Annotated in this window: 19 protein-coding genes and 2 pseudogenes; 8 read left to right on the top strand and 13 right to left on the bottom strand. The window is 61.6% G+C overall.

The window, feature by feature from the left end; translation table 11 throughout:
• Nucleotides 1–153 precede the first annotated feature (153 nt).
• The gene (gene glyS / locus PG887_RS18185) at nucleotides 154–2,223 is read right to left on the bottom strand and encodes a glycine--tRNA ligase subunit beta (protein ID WP_270822495.1); all 2,070 of its coding nucleotides are present in this window, start codon (nucleotides 2,221–2,223) and stop codon (nucleotides 154–156) included.
• 9 nt (nucleotides 2,224–2,232) lie between these two features.
• Nucleotides 2,233–3,162, bottom strand: coding sequence for a glycine--tRNA ligase subunit alpha (glyQ, locus tag PG887_RS18180; protein ID WP_010672400.1), 930 nt, complete (start codon nucleotides 3,160–3,162; stop codon nucleotides 2,233–2,235).
• A gap of 187 nt (nucleotides 3,163–3,349) precedes the next feature.
• Between glyQ and PG887_RS18175 the strand changes: the two genes are divergently transcribed.
• Complete coding sequence (locus PG887_RS18175; protein WP_160839475.1) at nucleotides 3,350–3,928, top strand: DNA-3-methyladenine glycosylase I; 579 nt, start codon at nucleotides 3,350–3,352, stop codon at nucleotides 3,926–3,928.
• Between the two features lie 54 nt (nucleotides 3,929–3,982).
• Here PG887_RS18175 and PG887_RS18170 read toward each other — a convergent pair whose 3' ends face one another.
• Nucleotides 3,983–4,543: a cysteine hydrolase family protein gene (locus tag PG887_RS18170; protein WP_270822493.1), complete on the bottom strand. Its 561-nt coding sequence runs from the start codon at nucleotides 4,541–4,543 to the stop codon at nucleotides 3,983–3,985.
• Nucleotides 4,544–4,966: 423 nt separating this feature from the next.
• Here PG887_RS18170 and PG887_RS18165 point away from each other — a divergent pair, with 423 nt between their 5' ends.
• Both PG887_RS18165 and PG887_RS18160 read left to right on the top strand, forming a co-directional pair.
• Entirely contained in the window at nucleotides 4,967–5,209 is a 243-nt protein-coding gene (locus tag PG887_RS18165; protein ID WP_109112318.1) for a hypothetical protein, read from the top strand.
• Between the two features lie 161 nt (nucleotides 5,210–5,370).
• Entirely contained in the window at nucleotides 5,371–6,027 is a 657-nt protein-coding gene (locus PG887_RS18160; protein ID WP_010672405.1) for an OmpA family lipoprotein, read from the top strand.
• Nucleotides 6,028–6,407: 380 nt separating this feature from the next.
• Here PG887_RS18160 and PG887_RS18155 read toward each other — a convergent pair.
• The 4 genes and pseudogenes from PG887_RS18155 to PG887_RS18135 all read right to left on the bottom strand — a co-directional run.
• A pseudogene (locus PG887_RS18155) lies at nucleotides 6,408–6,497 on the bottom strand (endoribonuclease L-PSP); the annotation flags it as partial.
• 28 nt (nucleotides 6,498–6,525) lie between these two features.
• Nucleotides 6,526–6,873 carry a RidA family protein gene (locus PG887_RS18150; RefSeq protein WP_039041019.1) on the bottom strand — a complete coding sequence of 116 codons (348 nt, stop codon included), beginning with the start codon at nucleotides 6,871–6,873 and terminating at the stop codon, nucleotides 6,526–6,528.
• An 18-nt stretch (nucleotides 6,874–6,891) separates the two neighbouring features.
• Nucleotides 6,892–7,137: a sulfurtransferase TusA gene (gene tusA / locus PG887_RS18145; RefSeq protein WP_041214136.1), complete on the bottom strand. Its 246-nt coding sequence runs from the start codon at nucleotides 7,135–7,137 to the stop codon at nucleotides 6,892–6,894.
• 234 nt (nucleotides 7,138–7,371) lie between these two features.
• Nucleotides 7,372–7,467 (bottom strand): annotated as a pseudogene (locus PG887_RS18135) (sulfurtransferase TusA); the annotation flags it as partial.
• Nucleotides 7,468–7,638: 171 nt separating this feature from the next.
• On the opposite strand from PG887_RS18135, the gene PG887_RS18130 reads away from it, so the two are divergent.
• Nucleotides 7,639–7,830: a hypothetical protein gene (locus tag PG887_RS18130; RefSeq protein ID WP_010672410.1), complete on the top strand. Its 192-nt coding sequence runs from the start codon at nucleotides 7,639–7,641 to the stop codon at nucleotides 7,828–7,830.
• A gap of 44 nt (nucleotides 7,831–7,874) precedes the next feature.
• Here the strand turns inward: PG887_RS18130 and PG887_RS18125 are convergent, their stop codons facing one another.
• The 6 genes from PG887_RS18125 to PG887_RS18100 all read right to left on the bottom strand — a co-directional run bounded on the left by PG887_RS18125 (nucleotide 7,875) and on the right by PG887_RS18100 (nucleotide 17,239).
• On the bottom strand, nucleotides 7,875–9,131 hold the full coding sequence (locus PG887_RS18125; protein ID WP_270822490.1) for an ABC transporter substrate-binding protein: 1,257 nt from the start codon (nucleotides 9,129–9,131) through the stop codon (nucleotides 7,875–7,877).
• A gap of 3 nt (nucleotides 9,132–9,134) precedes the next feature.
• On the bottom strand, nucleotides 9,135–10,580 hold the full coding sequence (locus PG887_RS18120; protein WP_270822488.1) for an ATP-binding protein: 1,446 nt from the start codon (nucleotides 10,578–10,580) through the stop codon (nucleotides 9,135–9,137).
• A 114-nt stretch (nucleotides 10,581–10,694) separates the two neighbouring features.
• Nucleotides 10,695–11,417: a response regulator gene (locus PG887_RS18115; RefSeq protein ID WP_010672413.1), complete on the bottom strand. Its 723-nt coding sequence runs from the start codon at nucleotides 11,415–11,417 to the stop codon at nucleotides 10,695–10,697.
• 347 nt (nucleotides 11,418–11,764) lie between these two features.
• Entirely contained in the window at nucleotides 11,765–12,928 is a 1,164-nt protein-coding gene (fadA, locus tag PG887_RS18110; protein ID WP_104454992.1) for an acetyl-CoA C-acyltransferase FadA, read from the bottom strand.
• Nucleotides 12,929–12,949: 21 nt separating this feature from the next.
• Complete coding sequence (fadB, locus tag PG887_RS18105) at nucleotides 12,950–15,097, bottom strand: fatty acid oxidation complex subunit alpha FadB (RefSeq protein WP_270822485.1); 2,148 nt, start codon at nucleotides 15,095–15,097, stop codon at nucleotides 12,950–12,952.
• A gap of 204 nt (nucleotides 15,098–15,301) precedes the next feature.
• Nucleotides 15,302–17,239 carry an acetoacetate--CoA ligase gene (locus PG887_RS18100; protein WP_104454990.1) on the bottom strand — a complete coding sequence of 646 codons (1,938 nt, stop codon included), beginning with the start codon at nucleotides 17,237–17,239 and terminating at the stop codon, nucleotides 15,302–15,304.
• 196 nt (nucleotides 17,240–17,435) lie between these two features.
• Between PG887_RS18100 and pepQ the strand changes: the two genes are divergently transcribed.
• From pepQ to hemG, 4 genes are read left to right on the top strand one after another with little or no spacing between them, the layout of a single operon-like run.
• On the top strand, nucleotides 17,436–18,758 hold the full coding sequence (pepQ, locus tag PG887_RS18095; RefSeq protein ID WP_270822483.1) for a Xaa-Pro dipeptidase: 1,323 nt from the start codon (nucleotides 17,436–17,438) through the stop codon (nucleotides 18,756–18,758).
• Complete coding sequence (locus tag PG887_RS18090) at nucleotides 18,758–19,375, top strand: YigZ family protein (RefSeq protein ID WP_104454989.1); 618 nt, start codon at nucleotides 18,758–18,760, stop codon at nucleotides 19,373–19,375. Before pepQ ends, PG887_RS18090 begins: the two co-directional genes overlap by 1 nt.
• Nucleotides 19,376–19,411: 36 nt before the next feature.
• Complete coding sequence (locus PG887_RS18085; protein WP_113069253.1) at nucleotides 19,412–20,869, top strand: TrkH family potassium uptake protein; 1,458 nt, start codon at nucleotides 19,412–19,414, stop codon at nucleotides 20,867–20,869.
• A gap of 7 nt (nucleotides 20,870–20,876) precedes the next feature.
• Nucleotides 20,877–21,401, top strand: a complete 525-nt coding sequence (gene hemG, locus PG887_RS18080; RefSeq protein WP_029313439.1) for a menaquinone-dependent protoporphyrinogen IX dehydrogenase — start codon at nucleotides 20,877–20,879, stop codon at nucleotides 21,399–21,401.
• Nucleotides 21,402–21,760: the final 359 nt, after the last annotated feature.

The following is a 21,760-nucleotide window of genomic DNA, read 5'->3' as shown; positions in this document are numbered from 1 at the left end:
CAGGCAGCCTGTCAAGGTATTCGAAGAGTACTGTCAGGCGGCATAGGCGAGTGTCGCACTTCGAAGTTGAATTCGCGCTATATGTATGACAGACCTCTAAATAAAAAACGGCGCCTTTCGGCGCCGTTTTTGGATCTAGCCAACAAACCTCAATCACTGCAGCAGGGAGATATCCGCCACTTGCAGGAAGAGGTTGCGCAGGTTGTTCAGCAGTGCCAGACGGTTGGCCTTGAGGGCTTCGTCGTCGGCCATCACCATCACTTCGTTGAAGAAGGTATCGACCGGCTCGCGCAGGGCGGCCAGACGGGTGAGGGCAGCCTGATAGTCACCGGCGGCGAACAGCGGGGCCAGTTCGGCTTGCAGTTCGGCAACCTGGGTGGCCAGCGCCTTCTCGGCGGCATCGACCAGCAGTTCCGGTTTGACGGCAGTCGGCAATTCGCCTTCGACCTTGGCCAAAATGTTGCTCACGCGCTTGTTGGCGGCAGCCAGTGCCAGTGCGGCATCCAGCGTGCGGAAGTGGCTGACGGCCTTGACCCGGCGATCGAAGTCGAGCGGACGGGTCGGGCGGCGGGCCAGCACGGCCAGCACCACGTCGGCACCGATGCCTTCGTCCTGATAGGCGGCACGGAAGCGACCCAGCATAAAGTCGACCACGTCGGTGACGACGGTTTTGTTGGTCAGCTTGTCGCCGTAGACGCGTACCGCTTCTTCAACCAGTTCAACCAGATCCAGATCCAGCTGCTTCTCGGTCATGATGCGCAGGGCACCGATGGCGGCGCGACGCAGGGCGAACGGGTCCTTGTCACCCTTCGGCAGCATGCCGATGCCGAAGATACCGGCCAGGGTGTCGAACTTGTCGGCCAGCGCGACGGCGCAGGCAACCAGACCGGACGGCAGGGCATCGCCGGCAAAGCGCGGCATGTACTGCTCGTTGAGGGCCACGGCCACTGCTTCGTCTTCGCCATCGTGACGGGCGTAGTGCATCCCCATGACACCCTGGGTGTCGGTGAACTCGCCGACCATGTTGGTCATGAGATCACACTTGGAGAGCAGACCGGCACGCTTGGCCTGAGCCACGTCGGCGCCGATACGCTCGGCGATAAAGCCGGCGACGGTCTCGATGCGCTCGACCTTGGCCTTGACGGTGCCCAGCTGTTGCTGGAACAGCACGGTTTCAAGGCGCGGCAGGCGGGAGGCCAGGGTCTGCTTGAGGTCGGTCTTGAAGAAGAACTCGGCATCAGAGAGACGGGGGCGAACCACCTTCTCGTTGCCGCTGATGATCTGGCTCGGGTCTTTGGACTCGATGTTGGTGACGAAGATGAACTTCGGCAGCAGCTTGCCGTTCTTGTCGTAGACCGGGAAGTACTTCTGGTCACCCTTCATGGTGTGCACCAGCGCTTCAGCCGGCACGGCCAGGAACTTCTCTTCGAAGTTGGCGGTCAGCACCACCGGCCACTCGACCAGTGCGGTCACTTCTTCCAGCAGGGCGTCGTCCAGATCGGCCACGCCACCGAAGGCGGCAGCGGCCGCTTCGGCGTCAGCCTTGATCTTGGCCTTGCGTGCCATGAAGTCGGCAATCACCATGCCGCGCTCCTGCAGGATCTGCGGGTACTGGCTGGCGTTGTCGATGGTGAACTCGCTCTCGCCCATAAAGCGGTGACCGCGAAGGGTGCGGGCAGAGTCGATACCCAGAATGTGGGCGGGCACCAGATCCCCATCCAGCAGCAGGGTCACGGTAAAGACCGGACGCACGAACTGGATGGTCTTGTCGCCCCAGCGCATCATTTTCGGGATCGGCAGCTTGGCCAGTGCGGAGGCGACCAGTTCGCCCAGCAGATCGACGGCCGGACGGCCTTCGACCTTGGCGGTGTGAACCAGCCACTCGCCCTTGTCGGTGACCAGACGCTCGGCCTGCTCAACGGTGATGCCGTTGCCACGGGCCCAGCCTTCGGCAGCCTTGGTCGGCTTGCCTTCGGCATCGAACGCCTGAGCCACGGCCGGGCCGCGCTTCTCGACGCTCTTGCTCGGCTGTTCGCCAGCCAGCTCGCTCACTTTCAGCGCCAGACGGCGCGGTGAGGCAAACCACTCGACGTCGCTGAAGGCCAGATCGGCCTTGGTCAGTTCGGCTTTGAAGTTGTCGGCAAAGGCTTCGGCCAGGGAGCGCAGGGCTTTGGGCGGCAGCTCAGCAGTACCGATCTCTACCAGAAATGTATGTTGTGCCATGTCCGTTCCTTAACCTTGCTTGTTCTCGTTGCTGCCACGTTGGCACATCGGGAAGCCCAGCGCTTCGCGGGAGGCGTAGTATGCCTCTGCCACGGCCTTGGTCAGGGTGCGAATGCGCAGGATGTAGCGCTGACGCTCGGTGACCGAGATGGCCTTGCGGGCATCCAGCAGGTTGAAGGAGTGAGCGGCTTTCAGGATGCGCTCGTAGGCAGGCAGCGGCAGCGGTTTTTCCAGTGCCAGCAGATTCTGGGCTTCCTTCTCGTACTGCTCGAAGCAGTGGAACAGGAACTCCACATCGGCGTGTTCGAAGTTGTAGGTGGATTGCTCCACTTCGTTCTGGTGGAACACGTCGCCGTAGGTGGTCTTGCCCAGCGGGCCGTCAGACCAGACCAGGTCGTAGACGCTGTCGACGCCCTGGATGTACATGGCCAGACGCTCGAGACCGTAGGTGATCTCGCCGGTGACCGGCTTGCATTCGAGGCCGCCAACCTGCTGGAAGTAGGTGAACTGGGTCACTTCCATGCCGTTCAGCCACACTTCCCAGCCCAGACCCCAGGCACCCAGCGTCGGGTTTTCCCAGTTGTCTTCCACGAAGCGGATGTCATGGATCTCGGGATCCATGCCCAGCTCTTTCAGGGAGCCCAGATAGAGTTCCTGAATGTTGTCGGGGGAGGGCTTGATGATCACCTGGAACTGGTAGTAGTGCTGCAGGCGGTTCGGGTTTTCACCGTAGCGGCCGTCAGTCGGACGGCGGGACGGTTGTACGTAGGCGCAGGCGATGGGCTCCGGGCCCAGGGCGCGCAGGCAGGTCATGGGGTGGGAGGTACCGGCACCCACTTCCATATCCAGCGGCTGAATGATGGTACAGCCCTGGCGGGACCAATAGTCCTGCAACTGCAGGATCAGGCCCTGAAAGGTTTTGACATCGAATTTTTGCATAGTGTTTTTCGCGCGAAATGAAATCAGAGCAAGATTTGCTGAATGTGAACCGAGGGAGTATACCGTCTGGCATGGTCGGATAATAGGCGAAATTACAGGGGATTAGTGGGGCTATGTTGTCGCTTGCTCTATGATGTCGCCGACGCAAGCGGCCTGCCGATGGCCGATGAAAAACAGGGGAGAGGAAATGGAACTGCGTTGCGCCTGGGTGACCAGAGACCCGGAATACATCGAATACCATGACAAGCAGTGGGGCAGGCCGGTGTATGACGCCCGCGAGTTGTTTGCCAAGCTCTGCCTCGATGGCCAACAGGCGGGGCTGTCGTGGATCACCATCCTCAAGCGCACCGAGAGCTACCATCGCGCCTATGCGGATTTTGATCCGGTGCGCATCGTGCAGTTCGACGACCAGGACGTGGCGCGGCTGATGCAGGATACCGGCATCATCCGCAACCGGCTCAAGGTGCAATCGATCATCAAAAATGCCCGCGCCTATCTGGCGCTGGAGGCGGAAGGCATCGACTTCGTCGATTATCTGTGGAGCTTTGTCGGCGGCGCCCCCATCGTCAACCAGCGTCAGGGCAACGGCGACATTCCGGCGACCTCACCAGAGTCGGATGCCATGTCCAAGGCCCTCAAGAAGCGCGGCTTCACCTTCGTCGGCAGCACCATCTGCTACGCCTTCATGCAGGCGGTGGGCATGGTGAACGATCATCTGGTGACCTGCCCTTGCCACGCCGAGTGCCAGCAAGCAGCGGCGACGTGAAGGGGAAATGCACGAAGAAGGGAGGCTCAAGCCTCCCTTCTTTTTTGCACTGAATCAGCAGGGCTCAAGGGTGCAGTCGAGCGCCTCGCACACCTCGTCGCTGCTCATCAGCCGCACGAAGGGGCCGGCCAGGGTGGCGTTGTGATGGGCGATGATCTGGGAGGCGGTCAGTTGCGGCGTGTCCATGCAGGTGTGGGCATCGCTCACCAGCACTACGGTGTAGCCGAGATCTGCCGCCGCCCGGCAGGTGGTGTCGATGCAGTACTGGGTCTTCATGCCGGTGACGATCAGGGTCTGCACGCCGTCCTCTTTCAGCCAGCCATCGAGACCGGTGCCATGGAAGGCGCTGGGGCGCTGCTTGTCGAACACCCGATCGGCCTCGCCGACGACCAGCTCAGGCGCAAGCTGCCAGAACGGACTGCCAGCGGCGATGGGGCTGCCGGCCGGGCCCGTGTGGCGCACCGCCAGCACGGGGAGAGCGGCACTGCGGGCCGCCTGGCTCAGGCGATTGATGTTGGCCAGGGTCTCGGCCCCGGCATGGGGGGCTTCCGGGCCGTGAAGGAGGCCCACCTGGATGTCGATGATGAGCAGCGCGGGGCGGGAAAGGGACGACATGGTCATGGCTCCGTGAGAAATGTCCCCCACTCTGGGGCCATGGGCTCTTATGAGACAACCCGCATCTGGGGGGCAACCACTCCAGACCCCGGGAGCATGTTCCGTTGCGCCGGGCCGGGAGCCTTTTCGCCCCTTGGTACAGCCGGGATACAGTCACACGGGTTCACCATCGGGAGCGCCATCACGATGGAGCCCCGTGTCACTGAGCGCCGTTCGCCCTCTCTCCCCCGGTCTGATCGGCTGCACCCTGAGGATGACGTTGCTCGTCAGGGCAAACACGAGGGGAAGCTGGCCCTGTGCAAGAAGGTCCGAGGCTGCACAGACGACGCCCCCGAGGGCCGAGTTGGCGCTACCGGGATCTTGCCCCTCCCCTATCATTGAAAGACGCCGGACCGGTTCAGGTTGTCTGGCGAAGGAGCCATCATGAAGAAGTCCGTATTGGCGCTGCTTGCCGCCACCGCCTTGCTGGCCGCCCTGCCTGCACAGGCCACCAAGCAGGCCCAGGAGCGCCGTGACGCCCGCGATGTGCGTCAGGATACCCGTCAGGAGTCCCGTGACGCGAAACAGGCGTGTCGTGAGGGGGTGGTGGGCAATGCCGACTGCCGCCAGGAGCATCGTGAAAACAAGCAGGAGGGGCGAGACAAGGCCCGGGATATCAAATATTGATGCGGGCCCGTCCGAAGATGGCCTGCACCGGGTAAGTCGCAAGGGGCAGGGGGCGTTTTGCCCCCTGCCCATCTTCGCAATGCGCGCGTCACACTCTGGCGCCTCTCTGGGTTAGAATGCGCGGCTATCGGCTAGAGTCGTTCTTTTTCAGAGGTTTTTTCATGCATTTCAAGAAACTGGTTCCTGCACTTGCCCTGACCGTCGCCATCACTGGCTGTACCACCAACCCTTATACCGGTGAATCCCAGACCTCCAAGGGCGCCTGGGGCGCGTTGGCGGGTGCGGCGACCGGCGCAGCCGTGGGGGCGCTCTCCTCCAGCAAGGGCGACCGCAAAAAGGGCATCCTGACTGGCGTCGCCGCCGGTGCGGCCCTGGGTGGCGGTATCGGTTACTACATGGATGTGCAAGAAGCCAAGCTGCGCGAGAAGCTGCAAGGCACCGGCGTCAGCGTGACCCGCAACGGTGATCAGCTGATCCTCAACATGCCGAACAACGTCACCTTCGACAGCTCCAGCGCCCAGCTGAAAGCCGCCGGTGCCAACACCCTGTCCGGCGTGGCCCTGGTGGTTGCCGAGTTCGACAAGACCCGTCTGAACGTGGTCGGTCACACCGACAGCACCGGCTCCCGCGAGCTGAACATGAAGCTCTCCCGGGATCGCGCCGATGCCGTTGCCGCCCAGCTGATCGGCCAGGGCGTGTCCGGCAGCCGCATCGCCATCAGTGGTGTGGGCCCGGATCAGCCGGTGGCCAGCAACAGCACCGCCGAAGGCAAGGCCCAGAACCGTCGGGTGACCATCACCCTGACCCCGACTGCCTAAGCGGCCCGGTTCGATGCCAATAGAAAGGCCCCGCCAGCGATGGCGGGGCCTTTTGTTATTCGGCGTTGTGGGCAGTGGCGCCTTGTTCTTTGCTCCCTTCTCCCCTTGCGGGAGAAGGGGCGGGGATGAGGGGATAACTGCCTATTAGACAGCCGCGGTCAGCTGCACTTCTACCCTGTAGCCTTCGTGGGCCAGACAGGCCTGTACGCAGGTGCGCACGGAGGGGGTGTCTGCATCAGGGGAGCCAGGCATCCCGTTTTGATTAGACAGCGGCAGTGAGCTGTACTTCCACCCTGTAGCCTTCGTGGGCGAGGCGGGCCTGCATGCAGGTGCGCACGGGGGCGGTGTCTGCATCAGGGGAGCCAGGCATCCCGTTTTGTTTAGACAGCCGCAGTCAGCTGCACTTCCACCTTGTAGCCTTCGTGGGCGAGACGGGCCTGCACGCAGGCGCGAACGGGGGCTGTGTCTGCATCAGGGGAGCCAGGCATCCTGCTTTGTTTAGACAGCCGCAGTCAGCTGCACTTCCACCTTGTAGCCTTCGTGGGCGAGACGGGCCTGTACACAGGCGCGAACGGGGGCTGTGCCGGCCGGGATCCAGGCATCCCACTGCGCGTTGAAGGCGGCGATGTCTTCAATGTCCTTGAGATAGATGTTGGCCATCAGGATCCTGTCGACGCCGGAACCGTTGGCTTCCAGCAGGCGCTGCAGGCTTTCCAGCACTTCACGGGTCTGCTGGTGGATGTCGGCGGTCTCGGTGGCGGGCACTTCCACCACGTAGAGGGTGCCGTTGTGGATGACCACATCAGACCAGCGCTGGGTGGTCCCGATACGGGTAATGGTTGTCATGTTTGCTCCGGTACGGGGTTATTGACCCTTGCGGATCAGGTAGCGGTAAGGGGCCTGCTCAGTCTCGCTGGCGACCAGGGTGTGGTCCATGAAGCGGCAGAAGCTGGGGATGTCGCGGGTGGTGGAGGGGTCGTCGGCGCTGACCAGCAGGGTCTCCCCGTCAGCCATCAGCCGCACTTTCTTGCGAACCATCATCACGGGTTCGGGGCAACGAAGCCCGATTGCGTCCAGCTCGTGGGTCGCATTGCAGAATTCAGTACTCATGAATAATCAACCTTCAGCAGCACCTTCTTGCGCGCTATCGTCACGGGTTCGGGGCAGTGAGACCTGATTGCGTCCAGCTCGTGGGTCGCATTGCAGAATACAGTACTCATGAATAATCAACCTTCAGCCGCACCTTCTTGCGCGCCATCGTCACGGGCTCGGGGCAACGAAGCCCGATTGCGTCCAGCTCGTGGGTCGCATTGCAGAATACAGTACTCATGAATAATCAACCTTCAGTCGCACCTTCTTGCGCGCTATCGTCATGGGTTCGGGGCAACGAAGCCCGATTGCGTCCAACTCGTGCGTTGCGCCGCAGAATAAAGCACTCATCAATAATCAACCTTCAACCAATTCGGCCAGCAATGATACTCGCGGCGAAAAAATAATCAAACCACGGGGCAGTTATGCAGCATATGCTACCAAAATGTGAACCGGCTCTACCCAGGCTTCGCTCGATGAGTAATATAAAAATTGAACCATATTCAACAAGGAGGTGTGAATATGCAGGTCTCCTACGGCAGATTGCAAGCCTACGCAGGCATGGGGTTCTTGTCGTTCGCCATGATAGTGCTGGGCAGCCCGATAGGTAATACCGGTACCTGGTTCGGCTCCATGGTGATGATCGGACTGGGGCTCTGGATCGAACTCAGCGACTACTACGACGAGGATGAGGACGAGAACGATCCCTCCTGAGAGCCAGGCTCTCGGCACTCAAAGGCGGACGATGTCCGCCTTTGTCATTTCTGCTCCGCGCCGGAACGGGTCGAGCGCATGGCGCGCTCCAGCTGCTGTGCCGTCTGCTCGGGGTTGGCCCTGGCGTCGTTGAAGAAGCTGCTCAGCACATCCATGATCCCCTGGCGCATGTTGGTGGGCACCGCCATCCCCTCCGCCATGCTGGGCAGCAGGTTATCCTGTTGCTCGGCGTGGAGGAAGTCCTGATAGGAGCGGATGGCGCAGCGATCGAACTTGCTCATGTCCGGCTTGATGAGCGCCGGGATGGAGCCCTTCACCCGGTTGAACGCTTCCTGGAAGCGCGGTGTCATCAACAGCCTGGCCAGCTCGCCCTGGGCCTGCAACTGGGCGGGATCCCGCTGCTTGAACATGGCGATGGAGTCGAGGTTGTAGCTGAACAGCCCCTGGCTGCCCGGGCTTGGCAGGCACTCGATATCCTCGCCGGGGCGGTAGTTGCCGGCGCTCAGCTCCCCTTTCACCCAGTCCCCCATCACCTGCATGGCGGCGCCGCCGCTCTCCAGCAGGTTGGTGGCCTGATGCCATTTCAGGCCGGCGTATTTCTCGGGCACATAAGCGCGCAACTGCTGGAAGCGGGTCAGCACCCGCACCATGTCGGGGCCGGTCAGGGTGGCGCTGTCCTGTTCGAGGAAGGCCTTGCGATAGAAGGTCTTGCCCCCTTCGCCGAGGGCCACCGTTTCGAACAGCACCGCGATCTGCCAGGGTTCGTTACCGATGGCGAGGGGGGTGATGCCCTGCTCCTTGAGCTTGTCCGCCACCGCCACGAACTGGGCCCAGTCGGTGGGGGGCTTTAGCCCCTGTTGCTCGAATACCTTGCGGTTGAGCCACAGCCAGTTGACCCGGTGGATGCCGGTGGGGACCGCCATCAGGGCGCCGTTCTGGCTGAGGGTATCGCGCACCATGGGGGGCAGCTGAGGGTACCAGCCGAGGTGCTCGGCCATGGGGGTGAGATCGCGCAGAAAGCCCAGGCTGCCCCACTCGTGCAGCTCGAACCCCTTGAGGTGGGCCGCCTCCGGTGGGTTGGCCGCCAGGGCCCGGCTCTTCAGCACCGTCATGGCGCTCTTGCCGCCCCCCCCCTGTACTGCGAAGTCGTTCCACTGGTTGCCCTGTTCGGCCCACTCGGACTTGAGCACTTCCACGGCCCTGGCCTCGCCGCCGGAGGTCCACCAGTGCAATACCTCCACCTGGGAGGCACAAACGGGCAGGGAGAGCAGGGCGATGACAGAAAAAGACAACCACTTCATACATTACTGCCTTGGTAGGGAGAGGGTGGCCTGCAGGCCGCCCTGGGGGCGATTTTCCAGCACCAGGTCGCCGCCGTGGGCGTGGGCTATGTTGCGGGCGATGCCAAGGCCCAGCCCGGTGCCGGCGGCATCGGTGCTGAGGCGGTAGTAGGGCTCGAAGATGCGCTCGAACTGATCGTCCGGCAGACCGGGCCCCTTGTCCATGATGAAGAGGATCAGCATCTCCTCGTCATCCATGATGATGATGCGCACCTTCTGGCCGTACTTGATGCCGTTGTCCACCAGGTTGCCGATGCAGCGCTTGAGGGCCAGCAGCTTGCCGCGATAGGGCCACTTGCAGTGCCCCTCGATGGTGAGCAGATCCTCGTGCAGGTTCATGGCCTCCGCCATCTGCTCCAGCAGGGCGTTGACGTCGATCTGCTCGAGGTTCTCGTGAATGTCCGTCTCTTTGACCGTCTGCAGCGCCCCTTTGACCATCAGCTCCAGCTCGTCCAGGTCCTTGTTGAACTTGGCGATCTGCACCTCGTCGTCCAGCAGTTCGACCCGCAGTCGCAGCCGGGTGATGGGGGTCTTGAGGTCGTGGGAGATGGAGCTGAAGAGGCGCTCCCGATCGTCGATGAAGCGGCGAATGCGCTGCTGCATGATGTTGAAGGCGCGGGTCGCCGCCACGATTTCGGAGGCACCCTCCTCTTTGAGGGACGGCTGGTCGATGTCCTTGCCGAGGTTGACCGCTGCCTTGGCGAGGCGACGCAGGGGGCGGGTCTGCCAGCGCACCAGCATGAAGGTGAAGAAGCAGAGGAAGACCGTCATCAGGGCGATGAAACGCACCTGGTTGCTCGGCATCACGGTGTCATCCAGCGTCATGTAGGGGGCGGGCAGCAGGGCCGCCAGATAGAGCCACTCCCCCGGTTCTATCTCGATCTGGGTCACCAGCACCGGCGGATTGATAGGCTCCAGGGACAGGGTGTAGCGGGCCCAGGAGGAGGGGAGATCCGCCAGCAGGGTGTCGTTGTTGAAGACGTGCAGCTCCTCGGGGCGGGAGAAGTCCACCTTGATCGCCATGGCGTCGGAGAGCTTGCGGCTGAGCACCTCCTGCACCTCTTTGAGCACCAGCGTCTTGCGCTCGCTGTCGGGGATGGCGCTGATGTGGATCTCTTCCTCGTTCAGGGAGACGAAGAAGCGGCTGCCCCCCATGTTGCGCAGCTGATCCAGGGCGATGTGGCGGTATTGCAGGGGCAGGGACTTGAAGAAGTTGACGGTGGAAGCCGCCGACAGCGCCAGGTTGCGGGTGGTGCTGAGCATGCCCTCCAGCTCCCGCTTCTGGATCTGCTGCATCCAGATGCCGGTGAGGATGGTCTGGGAGAGCAGGATGGCGAGCAGCAACAGCAGCAGCATCCGCGACAGCAGGGAGCGGGGCACCAGGGCCCGCCAGAACTTCTGCCCCGTCATGGCAGCGTGTGTCTCTTGTCGATCAGCATGGGGTGCTTACCTCTGTGCCTTGCCCGTTGCCCCGTGATGGGTCTCTCTTCTGCCCGTTCAAGGTCTCGCCGTAGCATCTGTCTGTTACGGGATCTCGTGGACTTCGGCGATCAGCATGTAGCCGCTGCCGCGAATGGTCTTGATGATGCGCGGGCTCTTGCCGTTGTCCCCGAGCTTCTGGCGCAGGCGGCTGATCTGCACATCGATGCCGCGCTCCATGGGCAGGCTCTCGCGACCGCGGGTGGCGTCCGAGATGGTATCCCGGTCCAGGACCACGCCGGGCTGCTGCAGGAACATGCCGAGCAGCAGGGCATCGCTGCCGGAGAGATCCAGCAGGCTGCCATCTTCGTGGGTCAGCTGGTGGCTCAGGGTGTCCAGGGTCCACTCGGCGAAGCGCAGCCGACGGCTCGGCTCCTTTTCTTTCTCCGGCTGGCGGAATTCGGCGCGGCGCAGCAGCGCCTTGATGCGGGCCTGCAGTTCGCGCGGGCTGAACGGCTTGGCGATGTAGTCGTCGGCGCCAAGTTCCAGCCCAATCACCCGGTCAGCCTCGTCGGAGGCGGCGGTCAGCATGATGATGGGTACCTGGGAGTCGCGGCGGATCTGCTGGCAGAGGGTAAAGCCGTCGTCGCCGGGCATCATGATGTCCAGAATGATGAGGTCCGGGCTGTGCTGGGCCAGTTGTTGGCGCATCTCGTTCCCTTCGGCCGCGGTCAGTACCTCGAAACCAGCCCGGGTCAGGTACTCGTTGAGCAGCTCGCGGATCTCCCGATCGTCGTCGACGATAAGCAGTTGTTTGCTCGTTGACATATGTATGTGCATCCACCCATTTTTTTGTGCAGATTGAACCTGTCGGGGGAGCAAAAAGCAAGCAAGCCCCCCCTCTAATGTGAAGTTATGGGCAATATAGCCTCAGGATTGGCCCCGATCGCGGGAAAAGAATAAAAAAGGCCGACCCAAACGGGCCGGCCAACACGCAGATTCCGACGGCAGGAGCGCACCCCGTGTGGCGCGTTCCACAGACTCGACAGCAGGGTCGGCAGGCCGACCCGGTATTCGTGATGGGGCCGCTGTGCCGGGAAGCAGGGCCGCCTTCTGTCTGTTGTTGCCGCCCCCAGGCGGCGTCCCTGATCGGCGAGCGGTCAGGGGAGATTCACTTACACCCGCTCGAACACGGTTGCGATGCCCTGACCCAGGCCGATGCACATGGTGGCGACTCCCAGGGTGGCGTCCTTCTCTTCCATCAGGTTGATCAGGGTGGTGGAGATGCGGGCACCGGAGCAGCCGAGCGGGTGACCCAGGGCGATGGCGCCACCGTTGAGGTTCACCTTCTCATCCACCAGGTCTTGCAGACCCAGATCCTTCACACAGGGGAGGGACTGGGCTGCAAATGCCTCGTTCAGCTCGAAGAGGTCGATGTCGCCGACGGTCAGCCCGGCTCGCTTGAGCGCTTTCTGGGTGGCCGGCACCGGGCCGTAACCCATGATGGCGGCGTCACAGCCGGCAATAGCCATGGCACGCACCCTGGCGCGGGGCGTGAGGCCGAGGGCCTTGGCACGGTCCGCACTCATCACCAGCATGGCGGCGGCGCCATCGGACAGGGCCGAGGAGCTGCCGGCGGTGACGGTACCGTTGACCGGGTCGAACACCGGGCGCAGCTGGCTCAGCGTATCGACCGTGGTCTCGGGGCGGATCACCTCGTCATAGTCGTAGAAGAAGCGGGCGCCGCTGGCGTCATGGCCTTCCAGCCCAACGATCTCCCTGGCGAAACGCCCTTCCACGGTGGCGGCGTGAGCACGGCGGTGGGAGCGGGCGGCAAACTCGTCCTGCTGCGATCGGCTGATGCCGTGCAGCTTGCCGAGCATCTCGGCGGTCAGCCCCATCATGCCGGAGGCTTTCGCCACCGACTTGGCCATGCCGGGGTGGAAGTCGACGCCGTGGCTCATGGGCACGTGACCCATGTGCTCGACGCCGCCGATGATGAAGATGTCGCCGTCACCCACCTGAATGGCGCGGGAGGCGTCGTGCAGCGCCTGCATGCTGGAGCCGCACAGGCGGTTGACGGTGACCGCCCCCACCTGCTTCGGAATACCGGCCAGCAGCGCGGCGTTGCGGGCGATGTTGAAGCCCTGCTCCAGGGTCTGCTGCACGCAGCCCCAGTAGATATCCTCGATCTCGTTCGGGTCGAGGTTGGGGTTGCGCAGCAGGATGGATTTCATCAGGTGCGCGGACAGATCTTCTGCACGCACGTTGCGGAAGGCGCCGCCCTTGGACCGGCCCATCGGGGTCCGGATACAGTCGACAATGACTACGTCTTTCATGAATGGATCTCCTTTCCGCAATCAGTAGAAGGTTTTGCCCTGGGCTGCCATCTCGCGTAAGCGGTCGCTGACGCGGTAGAGCGGGCCCAAATCGGCATACTGGTCGGCCATGGCCACGTAGCGATCCAGACCAATGGTGTCCAGATAGCGGAACACGCCGCCGCGGAAGGGAGGGAAGCCCAGACCGTAGACCAGCGCGATGTCGGCTTCGGCTGGTGTGGCGACAATGCCCTCTTCCAGACAGAGCACCACCTCGTTGATCATCGGGATCATCATGCGGGCGATGATGGCGTCCTTGTCGAAATCCTGTTTCGGCTTGGCAATGGGTGCCAGCAGCTCGTAGCTGGCGGCGTCGGCCACCTTATTCGGCTTGCCCTTCTTGTCCTGCTCGTAGGCGTAGAAGCCCTTGCCATTCTTCTGACCGAAGCGGTTCACTTCGTACATCACGTCGATGGCGGTACGGCCTTCCTTGCTCATGCGTGCCGGGAAGCCCTGCGCCATCACCTCACCGGCATGGTGGCCGGTGTCGATGCCGACCACATCCAGCAGGTAGGCGGGGCCCATCGGCCAGCCAAACTCTTTCTCCATCACCTTGTCGACGGCCGCGAAGTCGGCACCATCGGCGACCAGCTTGTTGAAGCCGAAGAAGTAGGGGAACAGCACGCGGTTGACGAAGAAGCCCGGGCAGTCGTTGACCACCACCGGGGACTTGCCCATGGCGGCGGCATAGGCCACCACGCGGTTGATGGTTTCATCGGAGGTCTGCTCGCCGCGGATGATCTCCACCAGTGGCATGCGGTGCACCGGGTTGAAGAAGTGCATGCCGCAGAAGTTCTGCGGGCGCTTCAGCCCCTTGGCCAGCAGAGAGATGGGAATGGTGGAGGTGTTGCTGGCGAGCACGGCGTCTTCGCCGATGATCCCTTCCACTTCGCCCAATACGGCGGCTTTCACCTTGGGATTCTCGACCACGGCTTCGACCACCACATCCACATGCTTGACGTTGTCATAGCTGAGGGTCGGGGTGATGGCGGAGAGCACCTGACCCATCTTGATGCCGTCGATGCGACCGCGCTCGAGCTGGCCGTTGAGCAGCTTGGTGGCCTCATTCATGCCAAGTGCCAGCGCCTTCTCGTTGATGTCCTTCATCACCGCCGGGATGCCTTTGCTGGCAGACTGGTAGGCGATGCCGCCCCCCATGATGCCGGCACCCAGCACGGCGGCATGGCCGGTGGCCTTGTTTGCCTGCTTGGCGGCCTTCTTGGCCAGCGCCTTGATGTGTTGATCGTTCAAGAAGATACCGACCAGCGCCTTGGCCACGTCGGTTTTCGCCAGCTTGATGAAGGTGGCGGCCTCGGCGGCCAGCGCTTCGTCACGGCCCATGCCGGCGGCGGCTTCCACCGTCTTCACGGCGGCCATGGGGGCCGGATAGTGTTTGCCCGCCACGGCGGCAACCATGCCGGCGGCGGTGGTGAAGCTCATCATGGCTTCCAGTTTGGAGAGGCGCAGCGGCGCTTTCTTGGCGGCACGGCGGCCCTGCCAGTCCAGCTTGCCCTTGACCGCGTCCTTGATCATCTGCACGGCGGCGCTGTGCAGCGCGTCCGGGGCGACCACGGCATCGATGGCACCCACCTTGAGGGCGTCATCGGCACGGTAATCCTTGCCGGTGGTGATCCACTCCAGTGCGTTGTCGGCACCGATCACCCGCGGCAGACGGACGGTGCCGCCAAAGCCCGGCATGATGCCGAGCTTGGTCTCGGGCAGGCCGATTTTGGCTGTGGTATCAGCCAGGCGGAAATCGGTGGAGAGTATCGTCTCGCAGCCGCCACCCAGGGCGTGACCCTTGATGGCAGAGAGGGTCGGCACCGGCAGATCTTCGATGGCGTTGAAGATGTCGTTGGCCTTTTTCAGCCAGCCGAGCAGGTCTTCTTGCGGCAGATCGAACAGTTCCAGGAATTCGGTGATGTCGGCGCCGACGATGAAAGCGTCTTTGCCGGAGGTGAGGATCAGACCCTTCAAATCGGCTTGTTGCTGTAATGCGGCGATCGCTTCGCTCAGGGAGAGCAGGGTAGCGCGATCCAGCTTGTTGACTGAACCCGGGGCATCGAACCTCAGCTCGGCAATGCCGTCTTCGAGGTAGCTGACCGTCAGGGTTTCGCCTTGGTAGATCATGAGAGTGTCTCCTTGTTCCCACTCTGTGGGGAATGGTGCTCCTTTATCCCCAGCAGGGGGCGAGGCTCACTATTGATCCAAAAGGAGACATTTTCAACACCTATTTAAAACATTTGTTTAACAGTTATCGAGTAAAAGCTCTTCATCACAAAACGGGCAAAAAAGAGGCGCCTTGCGGCGCCTCCGATGGAGATGAGCGTGGTATCAGCTAGCCAGTTCCGGCCGGTTGCGATACTGGTTCAAGACCTCGGGATCGGCGAGGGCGTGGGTGTTGTTGACGGGGCGGTTGTGCACCACTTCCCGCACCGCCAGCTCCACTATCTTGCCGGACTTGGTGCGGGGGATGGCATCCACCTGCAGGATGCGGGCAGGAACATGACGGGCGGTGCAGTGTCGCTTGATCTGCTGGCAAATCCGCTCACGCAGCCCGTCGTCCAGCTTGCAACCCGCCTTGAGCTTGACGAACAGCACCACCCGCTCGTCCTGTTTCCATTGCTGGCCGATGACGATGCTCTCTTCCACCTCATCGAGTTGTTCCACATAGCGGTAGATCTCGCTGGTGCCGATGCGCACGCCGCCCGGGTTGAGGGTCGCGTCGGAGCGGCCGTAGAACAGAATGCCGCCGGTCGGGGTCAGCTCGATCCAGTCCCCGTGGCACCAGATGTTGTCGAACCGCTCGAAGTAGGCGGCGTGGTATTTGTCGCCGTTCTCGTCACCCCAGAAGTAGATGGGCTGGGCCGGGAAAGGCTTGGTGCAGACCAACTCGCCCTTTTCCCCCAGCACCGGCTGGCCCGCCTCGTTGAATACCTGCACCGCGAGACCAAGGCCGCGCCCCTGGCTCTCGCCGCGATAGACGGGGCTCAAGGGGTTGCCGATGACGAAGCAGGAGCAGATGTCGGTGCCGCCAGAGATGGAGCTGAGCTGCACATCCTGCTTTATCTGCTGGTAAACGTAGTCAAACCCCTCCGGCGACAGCACGGATCCGGTGCTGCAGATGAGGCGCAAGGCAGGCAGGTCGTGGGTATTGATGGGGGCATAACCCTGTTTGTGCAGCGCATCGAGATACTTGGCCGAGGTACCGAACAGGGCGACCTCTTCGTCTCGTGCGAGATCCCATAACACGTTGCCATCCGGGTAGAAGGGGGAACCATCGTAGAGCACCAGGGTGGCGCCGGAGGCGAGGGCGCTCACCAGCCAGTTCCACATCATCCAGCCACAGGTGGTGAAGTAGAAGATGCGCTCCCCCGGCTTGATGTCGCAGTGTAACTGGTGCTCTTTCAGGTGTTGCAGCAGGGTGCCGCCAATGCCGTGCACGATGCACTTGGGTTTGCCGGTGGTGCCGGAGGAGTAGAGGATATAGAGCGGGTCATTGAAAGCCATGGGCTCGAAGGCGAGCTGGGTGTCATGCTGGCTTGCCAGCAATTGCTGCCAGTTGTGACCAAGCTGCAGCGGGTTGCCGAGCAGAGGGATCATCACCGTCTGCTCTATGCTGTCGAGCTGACCGACGACGCTGGCCACCTTGTCCTGAATGTCGATGGCCTTGCCGCCGTAGCGGTAGCCATCCACCGCGAACAGCACCCTGGGACGGGTCTGGCCGAAGCGCTCCACCACGCTGGCCTCGCCAAAATCGGGACTGGTGGAGGTCCAGATCGCGCCGAGGCTGGTGGTTGCCAGCATGGCTACCACGGTTTCCGGGATATTGGGCAGGTAGGCTGCGACCACATCACCCCGGCCTATGCCCTGGCTGCGAAGCCACTGGGCCAGGCGGGCGACCTGATCTGCCAGCTCATGCCAGCTCAGGGTCCGGCTTGGACCCCCTTCGATGCGGGAGATGATGGCCGGGCTCTCATCCTGACGGCGCAGCAGGTTCTCGGCGAAGTTGAGCTGGCTGTCGGGGAACCAGCGGGCGCGCTGCATATCCTGGCGGTTCTCCGCCACAATGTTGCCAAGCTCGCCCTTGACGCCGCAGTGCTGCCACACTAGGGGCCAGAAGCGGGTGGTCTTCTCCACCGACCATTGATACAGGTCGGCATAGCTGCGCAGTTGCAGACCATGGAAGTGATTGACCTCGGCCATGAACTGGTGGAGGTTGGAGTGCTGCATCCTGTCCTGATCCGGTGTCCACAGACAAAGGGTTTGCATGAGTCGTTCCTGACGGCTGATATCTACTGTCTGTGGGCAGTGTATTGAATTGTTCTTTGTTTGTTAATTGTCTGTTTTATCTTCATAACAAAAAGCCTGTAACCTATGCGTTACCTCACGAAGCGAAAGCCGGGTGGCTCGAGCCTTGATTCGCTTGATGTTATGCTGAAGTCACATTCGCCCGGAGCAGGACGCCATGAGCAGTTACAGCCAACTTTTTGCCCAGCATCTCGACACCCTTCAGCAGCGTACCCGCGACATCCTGCAACAACAGGGTCTTGGCGGTCTCGCTATCCACTCCGGCCAGACTCATCGTATCTTCCTCGATGACCAGGATTATCCCTTCAAGGTGAATCCCCAGTTCAAGGCCTGGCTGCCGGTGCTGGACAACCCTCACTGCTGGTTGCTGGTGGATGGCGTGAGCAAGCCGGTGCTGCTGTTCTACCGGCCGGTGGACTTCTGGCACAAGGTGGCGGAGTTGCCCAACGCTTTCTGGGTCGACTTCTTCGACATTCGCTTCCTGACTCGCCCGGAGCAGGTTGCCGATCACCTGCCGGCCAACAAGCAGGAGTGGGCCTATCTGGGCGGCCATCTGGAAGTGGCCGAGCTGCTGGGACTGGGTCAGCCCAATCCGGAGGCGGTCCTCAACTACCTGCACTACCACCGTGCCTACAAGACGCCCTATGAGCTGGAATGTCTTCGCGATGCCAACCGCATCGGCGTGCGCGGCCACATCGCGGCCAAGGACTCCTTCATGGCGGGGGCGAGCGAGTTCGAGATCAACCTAGCCTACATGAAGGCGGTCGGACAGGGGGCCAATGAGGCGCCCTACGGCAACATTGTTGCCATCAACCGCAATGCGGCCATCCTGCACTACACCCATCTCTCCACCCAGCGGGTGCCGGATGCGGAGCGTTACTCCTTCCTCATCGATGCCGGTGTGGACGTGCACGGTTATGCCTCCGACATTACCCGGACCTGGGCCTGGCGCCGCGGTGAGTTCGCCGATCTGATCGCAGCGCTGGATGCACAGCAACAGGAGATCGTCGACGAGATCAAGCCGGGCCGCCGCTACAGCGAGCTGCACCTGCAGATGCACAACAGGCTGGCGCGCCTGCTGCAAGCCACCGAACTGGTAGACATGTCGGTGGACGAGATGATCCACACCGGGGTGACCAATGTCTTCTTCCCCCACGGTCTCGGCCACTTCCTCGGCCTGCAGGTACACGATGTCGGCGGCTTCATGCAGGATGAGCGCGGCACCCACCTGGCGGCCCCCGAGCAGTTCCCTTATCTGCGCTGCACCCGGGTGATGGAAGTGGGCCAGGTGTTCACCATAGAGCCGGGTCTCTACTTCATCGACAGCCTGCTGGAGCCGCTGCGCCAGGGTGAGCAGGGCAAGCGGGTCAACTGGAACAAGGTGGAGGCGCTGCGTCCCTATGGTGGCATTCGCATCGAGGACAACGTGGTGCTGCATGCCAACGGGGTGGAGAACCTGACCAGACAAGCAGGGCTCTGATGGCGACGGATTACCCCATACCGGCAGCCCCACTGGAGGTGAGCGAAGAGATCAAGAAGAGCCGCTTCATTACCTACATCGCCCACACTCCGACCGTCGAGGCCGCCAAGGCCTGGATAGACGAGATCAAACAGCAACACCCGGGAGCCCGGCATCACTGCTGGGCTTTTGTCGCCGGCGCCCCGCAAGACAGCCAGGTTTATGGTTTCAGTGATGATGGCGAACCCTCGGGCACAGCGGGCAAACCCATGCTGGCCCAGTTGATGGGGGCCGGTCTTGGTGAAGTCGCCGCCGTGGTGGTGCGCTATTACGGTGGCGTGCTGCTGGGGACCGGTGGCCTGGTCAAGGCCTATGGCGGTGGTGTGGGGGCAGCACTCAAGCAACTTGAAACCTGTATCAAGCGTCAGCTGACCTCCTCCGTGATCCAGTGTGACTACACCGACATGGGGGCCGTGGAGTCCCTCATCTCTGCCCATCAAGGGCAGTTGCTGATGGCCGATTATGGTGCCAGCGTCACCCTTCAGGTAGCGTGGGAGTCTGCGCTCTGGGCCCGTATCGCACAGGAATTGACCGACCGGACCCAGGGTCGGGTATCCCTTCGTCCCTTAGATGGCTAGAATCCATCGCTCTTTTAGTCTGAAGAGGGAGCCGGAATGCAGATTCTGAGCATCATTCGTATCGTCGGTCTGCTGGTTGCCCTGTTCAGCTCGACCATGCTGCTGCCCGCGATGGTCGCTTTTGGGTATCGTGATGGCGGTGGTACCGAGTTCGTCAACTCCTTCGTCATTGCCCTCCTGCTCGGCCTCCTGCTCTGGTTCCCCAACCGGCACCAGAAAAAGGAACTCAGGTCCAAGGAAGGCTTCCTCATCGTGGTGCTGTTCTGGGTGGTGCTGGGGAGCGTGGGTGCCGTCCCCTTCATCATCAGCGACACGCCTGACATGTCGGTCTCGGAGGCATTTTTCGAGTCGTTTTCCGGCCTGACCACCACGGGTGCAACGGTGCTGACCGGGCTGGACAATCTGCCCAAGGCGTTTCTGTTCTATCGCCAGCTGCTGCAATGGCTTGGTGGCATGGGGATCATCGTGCTGGCGGTGGCCGTGCTACCACTGCTGGGTATCGGGGGCATGCAGCTCTATCGCGCCGAGATCCCGGGGCCCGTCAAGGATAACAAGGTGACCCCGCGCATCGCCGAGACGGCCAAGGCGCTCTGGTTCATCTATCTGCTGCTGACCTCCCTCTGTGCTCTCGCGTACTGGATGGCGGGGATGACGTTGTTCGATGCCATCTGCCACTCCTTCTCCACCTTGTCGGTTGGGGGGTTCTCGACCCACGACGCCAGCATCGGATTCTTCGACAGCCCGGCCATCAACCTGATCACAGTGGTGTTCCTGTTGCTGGCGAGCGTCAACTTCGCGCTGCACTTCATGGTGTTTGCCCATAAGCCGGTGCGCGTGAGCAGCTATCTGCGGGACTCGGAGCTCAAAGTGTTTCTGAGCATCCAATGTGTGCTGGTGCTGATCTGTTTCGTCTCTCTGCTGTTCCACGGTCATTACGCCACCTGGCAGGAGGCGCTCAACCATGGTCTGTTCCAGGCGGTGTCGCTGGGCACGACCACCGGCTACAGCACGACCAGCTATGCGGAGTGGCCCTCCTTTCTGCCCATGCTGTTGATGTTCTCCGCCTTCATCGGCTGTTGTGCTGGCAGTACCGGGGGGGGCATCAAGGTGATGCGCTTCATGATCCTGTTCCTGCAGGGGATGCGTGAACTCAAACGGCTGGTGCATCCGCGGGCCATCTACACCTTGAAGCTGGGACGCCGCGCCGTACCGGAACGGATCGTGGAAGCGGTCTGGGGCTACTTTGCCACCTACATCATCCTGTTCTTCATCTTTATGCTGTTGCTGCTGATGACGGGGCTGAACGAAGTGACGGCCTTCTCCGCCGTGGCTGCGGCATTCACCAACGTGGGGCCGGGTCTGGGGGAGGTGTCGGCCAATTTCGGCAATATCTCGGCCACAGCACAGTGGATATTAATCGTGGCCATGTTGTTTGGTCGATTGGAAATCTTCACACTTCTGGTACTGTTTACTCCTGCATTCTGGCGTAGTTGAGGTTGGTATGGACAAGATTTTGGTGCTTTATTCTTCCCGGGACGGGCAAACGCGGAAAATCGTGGATGTCATGCTGGAGGAAATATCAGGATGCGAAGTGGTGATGCACGACCTGCACACCCTGCCCATGTGCAACCTCAGCAAGTATGCCAAGGTGTTGATTGGCGCTTCCATTCGCTATGGTAACTTCCACCCCAGCCTGCTTAGCTTCATACACGCACATCATGAACAGTTGGAAGTAGCCAATGCGGCGTTCTTCTGCGTGAACCTGACGGCACGCAAGCCCGAGAAGCAGACGCCGCAGACCAACGCCTACATGAAGAAGTTTCTGCGCCTCTCTCCCTGGAAGCCGAAAACTCTGGGGGTGTTTGCCGGGGCATTGCAGTACTCCCGTTACAACTGGTGGCAGACCCGTATCATCCAGTTGATCATGAAGATCACCGGGGGCAGCACGGATACCAGCAAGGATCTGGAATTCACCGACTGGGACAAGGTGCGCGGCTTTGCCCGTGAGTTTTGGTCAAAAAAGTAACAGTGACGTCATTCAGAGCGGCCAGAGCCCTGCGTAAGCAGGGCTTTTTGTTTGATAAGTAGGCGTTCGAGCCACAAAACGGTAAAAAGGACTATTTTTCGCAAAATAGCCCTTGTCATCCCGGCGCGGCTCCCTATAATGCGCCCCTACCAGCACGGCGAACCACGCCAAACTGATGAGCCAACTTCCTTAGGAAGTGGGCGCCGAAAGAAAAGCGAAAACAAGCGCTTGACTTTCGAGGTGAGGAGCGTAAGATGCGCCTCCTCAACGCGATAAGCGTGACGCTCTTTAACAATTTGAATCAAGCAATCTGTGTGGGCACTCACAGCATCGAGCATCAAAAACAATTTTTGATATCA

It is taken from the genome of Aeromonas sp. QDB14, from assembly GCF_027707845.1.
Taxonomy (GTDB): Bacteria; Pseudomonadota; Gammaproteobacteria; order Enterobacterales; family Aeromonadaceae; genus Aeromonas; species Aeromonas caviae.
This window is presented reverse-complemented; position numbering and strand designations above follow the sequence as displayed.

Coding starts and splice junctions, on each gene's coding strand:
- glyS (WP_270822495.1), bottom strand. CDS start 2,223: ATGGCACAACATACATTTCTGGTAGAGATCGGTACTGCTGAGCTGCCG.
- glyQ (WP_010672400.1), bottom strand. CDS start 3,162: ATGCAAAAATTCGATGTCAAAACCTTTCAGGGCCTGATCCTGCAGTTG.
- PG887_RS18175 (WP_160839475.1), top strand. CDS start 3,350: ATGGAACTGCGTTGCGCCTGGGTGACCAGAGACCCGGAATACATCGAA.
- PG887_RS18170 (WP_270822493.1), bottom strand. CDS start 4,543: ATGTCGTCCCTTTCCCGCCCCGCGCTGCTCATCATCGACATCCAGGTG.
- PG887_RS18165 (WP_109112318.1), top strand. CDS start 4,967: ATGAAGAAGTCCGTATTGGCGCTGCTTGCCGCCACCGCCTTGCTGGCC.
- PG887_RS18160 (WP_010672405.1), top strand. CDS start 5,371: ATGCATTTCAAGAAACTGGTTCCTGCACTTGCCCTGACCGTCGCCATC.
- PG887_RS18150 (WP_039041019.1), bottom strand. CDS start 6,873: ATGACAACCATTACCCGTATCGGGACCACCCAGCGCTGGTCTGATGTG.
- tusA (WP_041214136.1), bottom strand. CDS start 7,137: ATGAGTACTGAATTCTGCAATGCGACCCACGAGCTGGACGCAATCGGG.
- PG887_RS18130 (WP_010672410.1), top strand. CDS start 7,639: ATGCAGGTCTCCTACGGCAGATTGCAAGCCTACGCAGGCATGGGGTTC.
- PG887_RS18125 (WP_270822490.1), bottom strand. CDS start 9,131: ATGAAGTGGTTGTCTTTTTCTGTCATCGCCCTGCTCTCCCTGCCCGTT.
- PG887_RS18120 (WP_270822488.1), bottom strand. CDS start 10,580: ATGACGGGGCAGAAGTTCTGGCGGGCCCTGGTGCCCCGCTCCCTGCTG.
- PG887_RS18115 (WP_010672413.1), bottom strand. CDS start 11,417: ATGTCAACGAGCAAACAACTGCTTATCGTCGACGACGATCGGGAGATC.
- fadA (WP_104454992.1), bottom strand. CDS start 12,928: ATGAAAGACGTAGTCATTGTCGACTGTATCCGGACCCCGATGGGCCGG.
- fadB (WP_270822485.1), bottom strand. CDS start 15,097: ATGATCTACCAAGGCGAAACCCTGACGGTCAGCTACCTCGAAGACGGC.
- PG887_RS18100 (WP_104454990.1), bottom strand. CDS start 17,239: ATGCAAACCCTTTGTCTGTGGACACCGGATCAGGACAGGATGCAGCAC.
- pepQ (WP_270822483.1), top strand. CDS start 17,436: ATGAGCAGTTACAGCCAACTTTTTGCCCAGCATCTCGACACCCTTCAG.
- PG887_RS18090 (WP_104454989.1), top strand. CDS start 18,758: ATGGCGACGGATTACCCCATACCGGCAGCCCCACTGGAGGTGAGCGAA.
- PG887_RS18085 (WP_113069253.1), top strand. CDS start 19,412: ATGCAGATTCTGAGCATCATTCGTATCGTCGGTCTGCTGGTTGCCCTG.
- hemG (WP_029313439.1), top strand. CDS start 20,877: ATGGACAAGATTTTGGTGCTTTATTCTTCCCGGGACGGGCAAACGCGG.